7 protein-coding genes are annotated in these 10804 nt (G+C 58.7%); 3 read left to right on the top strand and 4 right to left on the bottom strand.

Annotated elements, in window-relative coordinates:
• Positions 1-6 precede the first annotated feature (6 nt).
• Genes QFZ60_RS08695 through QFZ60_RS08685 form a run of 3 tightly spaced genes read left to right on the top strand, consistent with a single transcriptional unit; the run spans position 7 to position 4366 of the window.
• Positions 7-3195, top strand: a complete 3189-nt coding sequence (locus QFZ60_RS08695; protein ID WP_307089776.1) for a type I restriction endonuclease subunit R — start codon at positions 7-9, stop codon at positions 3193-3195.
• 56 nt (positions 3196-3251) lie between these two features.
• Positions 3252-3767 (top strand): hypothetical protein, encoded by a 516-nt coding sequence (locus tag QFZ60_RS08690; protein ID WP_307089774.1) that lies wholly within the window; start codon positions 3252-3254, stop codon positions 3765-3767.
• Entirely contained in the window at positions 3764-4366 is a 603-nt protein-coding gene (locus QFZ60_RS08685; protein WP_307089772.1) for a DUF4230 domain-containing protein, read from the top strand. The genes QFZ60_RS08690 and QFZ60_RS08685 overlap by 4 nt, the downstream gene beginning before the upstream one ends.
• Positions 4367-4474: 108 nt before the next feature.
• On the opposite strand, the gene QFZ60_RS21660 is transcribed toward QFZ60_RS08685, so the two are convergent.
• The 4 genes from QFZ60_RS21660 to QFZ60_RS08670 form a co-directional block, all read right to left on the bottom strand.
• Positions 4475-5341 carry a zinc-ribbon domain-containing protein gene (locus QFZ60_RS21660; protein ID WP_373427716.1) on the bottom strand — a complete coding sequence of 289 codons (867 nt, stop codon included), beginning with the start codon at positions 5339-5341 and terminating at the stop codon, positions 4475-4477.
• A 1093-nt stretch (positions 5342-6434) separates the two neighbouring features.
• A complete protein-coding gene (locus QFZ60_RS08680) occupies positions 6435-7385 on the bottom strand; it encodes a TniB family NTP-binding protein (RefSeq protein ID WP_307089770.1) in 951 nt (316 codons plus the stop codon).
• 95 nt (positions 7386-7480) lie between these two features.
• Positions 7481-9589 carry a Mu transposase C-terminal domain-containing protein gene (locus QFZ60_RS08675; protein ID WP_307089768.1) on the bottom strand — a complete coding sequence of 703 codons (2109 nt, stop codon included), beginning with the start codon at positions 9587-9589 and terminating at the stop codon, positions 7481-7483.
• The gene (locus tag QFZ60_RS08670; RefSeq protein WP_307089766.1) at positions 9586-10359 is read right to left on the bottom strand and encodes a hypothetical protein; all 774 of its coding nucleotides are present in this window, start codon (positions 10357-10359) and stop codon (positions 9586-9588) included. The genes QFZ60_RS08675 and QFZ60_RS08670 overlap by 4 nt, the downstream gene beginning before the upstream one ends.
• Positions 10360-10804 lie beyond the last annotated feature (445 nt).

Here is a 10804-nt window from a genome sequence, read left to right as displayed (position 1 = left end):
ATTACCGTGACAGCACCAGCAGTAGCCTTTTCGGAAGCCGACTGGGAAGGCGCCGCGAAGGAAAGGCTCGGCGAGCTGGATTGGAAGCCCTTGGAAGGCCAGACCATCGCTCCCGGCAGCGGGGAACGCGAGTCCTGGTCCGAGCTTCTCATCCGGCCCCGCTTGCTCACCGCCCTCCAGCACCTTAACCCGGAGGTCCCCGCCCAGTACCTGCAGCAGGCACTGGCGGAAATTTCATCCCCCAAGTCGAACGACGCGGTGGCGGAGAACCACCGCATCCACAACTGCCTGGTCGACGGCTACCGGCTGACCTACATCGACTCCGACGGCAACGAAGCCAACCCAACCATCCGGCTGCTCAGCCAGTCTCCGGACCAGAACGACTGGCTCGCCGTCAACCAGGTCACCTTGGTGCAGGGCGACTATAAGCGGCGCTTCGACGTCGTGCTCTACTGCAACGGCATGCCCGTCAGCATCATCGAACTCAAGAAGGCCGGCAGCGCCCACGCCGACCTCCCCGGCGCCCACGCCCAGCTCCAGACCTACCTCCGCGAATTCCCCATGGCGTTCCGCTTCTGCGTCTTCACCCTCGCAAGCGACGGAATCCAGGCCAAGTACGGAACGCCGTTCACCCCCTTCAACCACTTCTCACCGTGGAATGTCGACGACGACGGCGTGCCGGTTCCGCAGGGCTACATGCTCGACGGCGATGCGGTCACCGCACTCGATACAGCGCTGGACGGTCTCTACAACCAGGAACGCTTCCTGCAGCTCGTCCGAAACTTCACAGCCTTCGACCAGGGCTCCGGCGGCCTCGCCAAGCGGATCGCCAAGCCGCACCAGTACTACGCCGTCACGAAGGCCGTGGCCAGCACCATCCAAGCTGTCGAAAGCAACGGCAAGGCAGGCGTCGTCTGGCACACCCAAGGCTCCGGCAAGTCCATGGAAATGGAACTGTACGCCAACATGGTGGCGCGGCAGCCGAAGCTGAAGAACCCGACCGTTGTGGTCATCACGGACCGCAACGAGCTGGACGGCCAGCTGTTTGAAGGCTTTGACCGCAGCCTGCTGCTCGCCGAGTCGCCCAAGCAGATCAAGAGGCGCTCCGAACTGCGGGATGAGTTGAGCAACAGGACGACCGGCGGCATCTATTTCACCACGCTGCAAAAGTTCGGCCGCAGCAAGTCCGAGAAGGACGCCGGTGCCGACCACCCTCTGCTGTCCGACCGCCGCAACATCATCGTCGTGGTGGATGAAGCGCACCGCTCCCACTACGACGACCTTGACGGCTACGCCCGGCACCTACGAGACGCACTCCCCCACGCCACGCTGATCGCCTTCACGGGCACCCCGATCTCCTTTGATGACCGGAACACCCAGGAAGTGTTCGGCGACTACATCGACATTTACGACCTGTCCCGGGCAGTTGAGGACGGCGCAACAGTGCCCGTGTACTTCGAGCCGCGCCTGATCAAGGTGGGACTGTCCGAAGGCGTCACTGAGGAGGATCTCGACAAATCAGCGGATGAACTGACACTCGGGCTCGACGACACGGAACGCGCGCGCATCGAGGCGAGCGTCGCCGTCGTCAATGCTGTTTATGGTGCCCCGCAACGCATCGCTGCCCTGGCCGAGGACCTGGTGGCACACTGGGAGAACCGGCGCGAACGGATGCTCAAATTCATCGAAGCTCCGGGCAAGGCAATGATCGTGGGCGGCACCCGGGAAATTTGCGCGAATCTCTACTCCGCCATCGTCGCACTGCGGCCCGACTGGCATTCGGACGACCTACCGAAGGGCAAGATCAAGGTGGTGTACTCGGGCGACGCGACTGACGTGCCGCCGGTGTCCGACCATGTGCGCCGTGATTCGTTGAACGCCCAGGTGAAAGAGCGACTCAAGGACGTCGACGACGAGCTTGAGCTGGTGATCGTTAAGGACATGATGCTCACCGGCTACGATTCTCCGCCGCTGCACACGCTGTACCTGGATCGGCCGCTCAAGGGCGCGCTGCTGATGCAGACGCTTGCCCGGGTCAACCGCACGTTCCGCGGCAAGGAAGACGGCCTGCTGGTGGCGTACGCGCCCCTGGCGGAGAACCTGTCCAAGGCGTTGAGCGAGTACACGCAGTCTGACCAGGCGAACAAGCCGGTGGGCAAGAACATCGAGGAGGCAGTGGGTCTGACGGTCTCCCTGGTGGAATCTCTGCGGTCCCTGCTGGCTGGCCATGACTGGAAATCCGCCCTGATGAAGGGCGGGCCGAAAGCCTTCCTGAACGCCGTGACCGGTGCGGTCAGTTACCTGCGGAATCCTGCGACACCAGGCAACCGGCCGGCGGACGGTGAGGAGTCGGTTGCCGCGAAGTACCGCAAGTTCTCCAGCCAGCTATCCCGGGCCTGGGCGCTGTGCTCCGGCTCGGACACGCTGGCGGAACTGCGTCCCGAGATCCAGGTGTACGAGGAGATCCGGGTCTGGATGGCTAAATACGACGCCGCCGACCGGCAGGCAAGCGGCGAACCGGTTCCGGAGGAGATCCAGCGGCTGTTGGGGAACCTCATTGCTTCCGCCACCTCTTCCGGTGAAGTACTCGACATCTACGATGCCGCGGGAATGCCCAAACCGTCGTTGGATGACCTGACACCGGAGTTTATTGCGAAGACGCAGGAGGCTCGGAACCCGCAGCTGGCTATCGAGGCGCTGCGGAAACTGATTGCCGATGAATCTGCGTCTTCCACGCGGAACAACGTGATCCGGCAGCGGGCATTCTCGGAGCGGATCACCGAGCTGATGAGGAAGTACACGAATCAGCAGCTGACGTCAGCCGAAGTTATCGCTGAACTGGTGGAGTTGGCCCGCGAGGTGGCCGCGGAGGGTAAGCGTGGTGAGCAGTTCACTCCCCCGCTGAACTCCGACGAGCTAGCGTTCTATGACGCCGTGGCCCAGAACGAGTCAGCCGTAGAAGTCCAGGGCGAAGGCGTTCTGGCTGAGATCGCCCGTGAACTGGTAGCTGTCATGCGGCGGGATGTGCGGACTGACTGGACCGTGCGCGACGACGTCCGGGCGAAGCTTCGCTCCTCCATCAAACGACTTCTTGTGCGGTTTGGTTACCCACCGGACAAGCAGCCCGCGGCAATAAAACTGGTCATGGAGCAGATGGAGTCCATGGCGCCAAGGTTTGCAGAGGCCCGCATTTAGCAACTAGATCTTCTGCCAACGGGCAGCAAGCAACAAATCACGAAAATGGGAAAACTATGTCGTCTTACGATCCGCCTACGAGCTACAACATCCCCGCCGTTCCTCCTGCCCCGGAGAGCGCTCCCCAAGTGAACGTCGGCAAAAGTAAAGGCCGGATTAGAAAATTTGCAGCGTCCGCAGGGCCAATCCAGCTGACCCGTGTCATCTTGGGCGCAGTCCTCGGATTGTTGTTCATCTTGACCTGGGTCGGCACCGGACCTGCTGCAGTCGACGCCGGCAGCCCTTCCAAGTGGAAGTCCGACCTCGCTGCTGCAAGCGTCAAGAACGATGTCAATAACGGGGAAACAAAGGGAGCCCCGCAGCAGTCGGTGGTCAACGGTTGGTACGCCAACGATATTGCTGCTATCACAGCCACGCAGAACACCTACATCGCCGCCAGCTCCGCCCGGAACGGCACCCTTCTGACGCTGCTCGGCCTCGGAGTTGCTGGTGAGCTGATCCTTCGAGGACTGGATCGTGCTCGTCTTTCGGCAGTGAATGCCGGGACGCCGCAAAGGACGCACATCCAGTGATCAAGCGCATCATGATGGTGCTGGTCGGCACCATCATCTTGGGATTAGCCGTAGTGGGCGTATCGAATATGGCAGGGTTCAACCCATTTCAGTCGCAACGGACCGACCGGAGCCAGCCCGCGTTGCTGAAGTCGATCAAAGACATCAGCCAGTATCACGCCGCCGTGGGTAACTTTGAAACAGTGCTGGACGTCGAGGACAACATCGCTGGCATCCCAACCCTCATTACTGGACGGCGGACCCTGTTCGTTGCCGCCGGCACGGTCGACGCCTATGTCGATCTCTCTGGTTTCGCGGACAACGACCTGACACTGTCAGCCGACGGGAAGTCGGTGACTGTTCGGTTGCCCGAGCCACAGCTGGACAAGCCCAACCTGGACCATGATCGTTCATATGTGTTCAGCCAGGACCGCGGTGTTTTGGATCGGATCGCCGACGCCATGGAGGCGCCCCAACAGGCACAGTTCTTTAAACTTGCCGAAACAAAGCTGGCCTCTGCCGCGGAGGAATCGAGACTGCGTGAACAGGCCGCCCAAAACACTAGGTCTATGTTAACGGGCATGTTGAGCTCCTTGGGAATACAAGCCACTTTCCTCTAGAAAGAACGACCCCGCATGCCCTGTAGTGTGCGGGGGCATTCAGTAGGCGGCAGCAATGAACCCCGCACGTGGCGCTATGTGTCCGAGGGGAGTGTGCGCCTGCCCCGTCTAGGATCCGGACCCGCCGGAGCGGCGCTGCCGCACCTTGTTTGGTAATGCCCGGCTGGCGGGCGGGCAGCTTGTGCATCCTCCTGCCCTGCGCCTGTTGACGACGGAGACATGTTTGGTGTGGCCAGCTGGGCAAGTCCAGCAATATTTTCTTGTTCCTGGCACCACTTCTGCAGGAGCAAAGCCGTTGCGATCGTGGTCCCAGTCGCGGACTAGTAACGGCTCGAGTGTGGCGAGGTCGGACACCCCAGGCTGCAGGATCTTCCCTGTCTCCACAGGGCACGTGAGTTTCGGGTACCTGCAGCGGTTTGAGATTCGCCGTTCGAATTCATGGCGATTGGGGCAGACCCACCACACCTTCGTGTCTGACCCGGCCAGGACTTGATCGGGGGTTAGTGTCCCGTTGCGGGTGTGGTGCCATTGTGCCGCGACATCCGGCCGCTTTGTGGCCAAGTCATTGAAGCCCGTTAGTAGAGTGCGGCCCGTGCAGATGTTGCAGCGACCGCCAGAAGAAACAAGGCGGACAGGTGTCCGAACGAAGCGATGTCCCTGGGCGCACCGCCAATTGATGCGATCCTTTGCGTTTCCTGCTGAGATTTGTTGGGGTGTCTTTCTATTGCTCTCAGAGTCCCACAACTTTGCTAACTCGGGGTGAGTGGTAGCGAGGTCATTTGTGCCTACGAGTACTTTGCCAAATCCACAGTGGGGGCAGCCGGTTCCCCTCGAGGCACGTTGAGCGAAGATTGCGTCATAATGGTGGTTTTGCGGGCAAATCCAGTGCCCTAATTTATTGCTGCCTGTTGACACTGTCCATGGCGTTGGTCCATGATCTGCGTCATGGTCCCACTCGGCAGCTAGCCAGGGCATCCTGTCAGCGAGTGAGTTGTATCCCGCGTACACCTGACGACCGGAACAAATCGAGCAGGCGGTGTCGTAGGGATCACGGAAACTGTTTTTCGGGGGGTGTCGTCGGCTCACGTGTCCTGCCGGGCACAGGTATCGCGTAATGATTCCTCTCTGCCGGTATCGATCGTCCCACCATTGCTGGTCTTGCCTCTCGCGTGCTCGAAGGCAGTCAAGGAATGTATGGAAAGGTTGCAGAGGTGGCCCCGCGCTGCTTCTCACATCAACAGGGTCAATCAGGGGGCAAGGGTCTTCTGTGTTCCATTCACCTCCGAATCGATACCGGCTGGCGGCCGCTGTCCACCGGAGCATTAACCAAGCCTGATCTGTACCAGCGTCTCCGACGGGATTTGCAGCCTCAGACATCCTTCGCGAGACTTCGTCGTACGCGTTACTGTACGGCCGAGTGTGGTCACTAATGGCGTGAATGACGCCTGAATCTGTAACGGATTCGAGTATGGCCGCCGCTGCTGTGAGGTCTCCGGGCTTTGGCTCTGAGTTGTTTTCGTTTCGGACCGCGGACGCTGCTCGGCGAAGTACTTCCTCGATGATTAGCCTCGGCGCGCTGCTGAGGCCGATGCGTGCGGCGGCTTCTGCAACTTCCTTGCCCACTGGTTGCGAATGTTCTGCCGCCGGCGGTGGGATAGCCCAAGGGGGAGGCGTATTCCGGCTCGTGATTACTGTTGGTCCGGTCCATGTTTGGTGGACGGGGCAGACCAGTTGTCCGTGGTCTGGGTGGAGCGAGAGGATCGCTCCATTGCTGCAGTTCTGACACGCATGCCACACGGTCCTTGAGGTGCGCCCTTGTAGTACCAGTCTGTCGGCCATGCTCCCGGCTACTTTGCGGCAGAGAGCTAGTGCTTCGCGCTCTGCAATCTCCTGACTGATGCGGCTACGGGCAGGTAGGTTTCGGTTTTGTCTGTAGGTCGAAACGGCAAGGCGCCAGAGGTGCCCCTGGTGGGCGGCAGTCGCGCCATCTAACCGTGCCGCATAGCTTGCGACAGTTTCCCCGGGAAAAGGAACTGGTGTCATAGTCAGAGGCAGGTCGCCGACTTCTTCAATGTCCAATGTGCGCTCCACGCCGCATAGCGGATTTGAAGAGACTTTCCTCGGCAATTTCTGCCGCTTTATCCTTCGCAATTCCGAATGTAAGGACCTCATCTTCAGGCTTACGAAGATCTATGAGGTCCAGTGCCGCGCGGCTGACGAGCGAGTTGAGTGCACCTATTCGGCCGTTCGTAAGTGTGTGCAAGTCAGCGCCTAGGGCCTTTAGCCCAAGTTGGTTTTCACCGAACAGGGGCATCGAGCTGACAAGGCTGCTGACGAGCATTTTCCAACCCTTGGAACTCCTCTTCTCGTAGGAAACCATTTCCGCCACCCGGTATCTCTCTGCAATCTGTGCTCCTTCCGGTCCGCTAAGCAAGTTGGTGTTCTGCAGCCCGATTCCTATCAGGAGTATGGGGCAATCTATGTCATCGCCGAGTCGTCGGATGGCTGCACTGACCTTACGGGAATGCGCTCCGCCGTACTTGAGATTATGAACGTCATCTATCACGAGCAATTCTGTGCGGCAGTCGTTGATCGCGTGCTGAACCATTCCCTCTAACCGTGCCTCGGTTTCGCGATGGCCGATCGGGAGCCCATAGAACTGGGCGATCATTCGATACAGCCCCAATGGCGTTCCGGTCGAGGGAAGGTTCACGTAGGCTACGGGCACCTCACCGCGTTCAACACAGCGAGGATCCTGATTCAGGCGTTGTGTCAGCAGGTCCAGCATTAGAATTCGGGCGACGGTTGTTTTGCCCGTGTACGAGTCTCCGGTCACGAGCACGCCATGACCGCCACCGCTGGCATACTGGTGTTCGCGCATGACCCTAGCGAGCACCCCCTGCACGTTCAGGTATGAGTCGTTTTTGACCATTACTCCACGAGTGATGATTCGCCGGCGCATGTCGTCAAATGCAATCCTTTGGAGCGAAGGCAGGGATAAGTATTCGTTAACGCTCACCGGGGTAGTACGCCTACCATGATCTAGGAGCTCTTCTGTAAATCCGCGGTGGTTTTTGAGGTCCAGCCCGCTACGCATACGAAGGGGGTATTCCATCATGTTCCCCACCCGTTCACACCCTCGAAGCCATCTAGATCGTCGTCGTCGGCTTCGTCATCTACCTCCTGGACGTGTTCATCGACCGGAGATGAATAACCCTCCTCACCGTGTAGGCTAACCATGTTGGGCAAGGTCCCCCGCTGTGCGTCCTGGATTCCACGTTCGAGGTCCATAGCTGCCTGCTTCTTCCGCTGCCGCCTGAGCTCCTGCAGCGCAACTTCAAGGAAGTTCCTCGTAGTTGAAGCCTCGGTAAAGGCAGGATCCACGCCTCCATCATCGAGAATTTGAAGTGCGAGATCACGGACGTCTTTTGAAAACGGCTTGTCGAGCCGGTCCTCTTTCCAATCGCAGGCGATGTAGTCCTGGACGGCTGGGTCATAGACCCAGACAACCCTTGGATCTGCTGGCATGTAGTGAACCTCCCACTTTCCGTTCAGCTCAGTACCTGACGTGCGTTGCCGGAGGTGCCCCAGGCCCGGAGCGTCGTACATTCGGTATTCGATCTGGATGCCGTCATTTTGGATTGTTCGGGTAACGACAGGCAGGAGCCCAACGTAGTCTTTGCGGCTCAGCGGTTTGGGTACAAATCCGACATAGGGAAACATGGCCCGGTATTCTGCATTTGGACTCAAGAGAGCACCACCGCCCAAGCGGGGATCGCGTAACCCGTCCGTGGGTGTGTTCTGCCAGTAATGGACAAGCCACCTGTCCAGTAACCAGGCAAATTCTCCCAAGGTCAACAAGTCTTTCCTGTTCGGTTTCTTGTCGCCCCCACTTGAGGTCGAGCCCCCGGTGAACCCCGGCAAGTGCGCCAAGAACATGGTTTTCAGTGTCCCGAACAAGCGCTCGGCAATTCCCTTATCTGTGGGGGAATATGGCGCTGCCCTGACGAGGGTGATGCCTAACTGCCGACACGTCGCGTCCACGACATTCGAGCGATAATCGCGTCCGTTATCGGTCATGATGAGCCGGGGCCGGATCAGCGGGACCATTCCGTCAAAGCGGCCCCGCTCTTCGAGATCGAACATCTGAACCCAGGGCAAGTCCCGGCGCCCCGTTTCCCACCGGTTCTTTAACTCCTCTGGCAAATCGTAGCGGGGGCGCGGCGTCATCGCCTGGGCGATCATGAAGGCAAGATCCGCTCCACATATATCCCTCGCCAACGCGAAGGCGCTTACTGTTCGGGTTCCTTGGTCGCTCATCATGGACGCATCGGGTCTTTGAACCGAGCCGTCAGGAAATATAAGCATTATGTCAAGGCGGGTGGAATCCACCTGCATGCGGGATCCCGGCATTAGAGCCGGATGGGAGCGATACATCCAATTCGGGGCGTTAGCTGCTGAGCGGCGGTTTGCGGCATCGCCATCCAAATACATCCCATGGGAGAGTTCGTCCAGGATTTGCTTCAATCGCCGGTCCCCCGGAATGCTGAAGTCTCTCTCTTTCATTTTCTCTAAGCGCCCCCGGACCATATCGACGCGCTGTCTTTTACTCACCCTTGGCCGGCGCACAAGTTCCTTGATAACACGTGCACAGACTTCCAGCACTTCCGGGGCGATTCCATCGGTCACTCTGTGATTAACCGTTTTGCGTCCGTCAATCAGGCCCGCCGGACCGTCCTGCAAATAGGCTGCTGCTCGGCGGAACAGCGTTGAACGAGATACGGCCACTTTCTTGGCCAGCTGCGGATCCCGTGACTTCAATTGCTCGCCCAGTGCTGCTAACTCGGCCGCTTTGAGACCCGCGCGGGACCAGGTCGAAGAACCTAAGCCGTAGCCTTCCCGGTAGCTTTCTGCTCCTGCCGGTTTACCTAGGGCTACTTCCTCGATGTCGACAAGGCTGCGTTCGATGTCCTTCAGGATCTCGGTCTGCTGTTTTGGCTTGCTTCCGTTGCGGCTGAGTTCCGACTCGGCTGCATTCAGCTTTGCGGTCCCTTGGCTGAGCCGATCGCTGGGCGGGTTCTCTTGGGCCACTCGGCTGATGGACGCGCTCAATCTCTCGTCCCCGTCAGCGTCGTAAAGGCCTAGGACACTTCCAGCGATGTCTGTGATTTCCCACGGTCGCTCCAAATACGTCACCACGTCGCCGATACTAAAGATGTTCATTTCTTACCTTTCCCATCTCCTGCAATAACCATGAGACCGGGGTATAAGGGGCCCTGCTCGAGCGGCACGACGCGGCGGTGGAACATCATGTTCGATAGCAGCGCGTAGCCAATGCCAAGGTCTGCACGGGGGTCGAGACGAAGGGCTGCTTCCTCCATCGTCCGCGGTACCGCCAAGAAGTCAGCAAGCTCAGTCGCTAAAGCTGGGGCAGGAATGTACTCCTCGTATCTGAAAGCGCACATCCATTCGAGGTTGTCTCTCTGCCACCCTTGGCAACCGTGCATAATGCAATATCGCCACTTCTGACTAGCGCAGGCCTTTTCAGTAAGAACGGCGGCGTGGACGAACCTGTCGTGAGTGGCAAATTCCAGAGGCTTGACATCTATAACCAAGGTCGTCCCATCGCGGAGCCGTGCGGCGAAATCAGGGTAGTGAATGGTCCGGTCGCCGAACACAAGGCCGAAGGGTTGCGCGGCGACACGCACGACTTCTCCCCTGTGATCCAACTCCATCAGGCAAGCGAGTTCGGTCAGCGACTCGAACATGACCATGTGTCGATCTTCGCCGAAGGGATACAGCCCAGGATAGTTGCGCCTGTGCGGAAACTCGTTACTACTTCGGCACGGTTCAAAGGTGACCGGATCCAAGTCGCGGGTGGGTTCATTCAGAAACCACCACTTGCGCCTTCCGCCCTTCCCCTTGGTGATCAACAAAGGATAGGGCGTGTCGTTGACGACGTCAGCGTACGGATTGTTGTGTAGGGTGGGCACTTTTTTGATCGTTCTCTTGATTCGTCTTCTCGCCATAAGCTGAGGACGGAAGACGCGGTGTTTAAATTTGCCCTTTCACGAAGTCGTAGACCACGAGCTTCGTCTGGCATATGTGAATTGAGCTTGCATTCGGCTAAGGCCGAGGGAAGTTAGTCTAATCCCGCTTGAAATAGGGCCATAGCTGCAAACCACCAAGCGAGGACTCTTGACGGTCCAGGCAGCGCAAAAATAAGGTTCTTCAATAAAGCTACGCCTTCCACACCAATTTGCAAGAGCAATAGAAAGATTTTGCCTCTGAACTAGATTTCTTTGCGTACAGGAAATAGAAGTATTAGAAGAAATAGAAGTATTAAAATTTGGAACATGAAACCTGTCAGCTGCGTATGCTGGCTATATGCCTGAAACTCATCCCCTAGCGCTCTTCGGGGACTGGCACGGCGCCTCC

Source organism: Arthrobacter sp. B2I5 (assembly GCF_030816735.1).
In the GTDB taxonomy this organism is placed as follows: domain Bacteria; phylum Actinomycetota; class Actinomycetes; order Actinomycetales; family Micrococcaceae; genus Arthrobacter.
The sequence above is the reverse complement of the archived record's forward strand: the minus strand, read 5'-3'. Positions and strand labels throughout refer to the sequence as shown.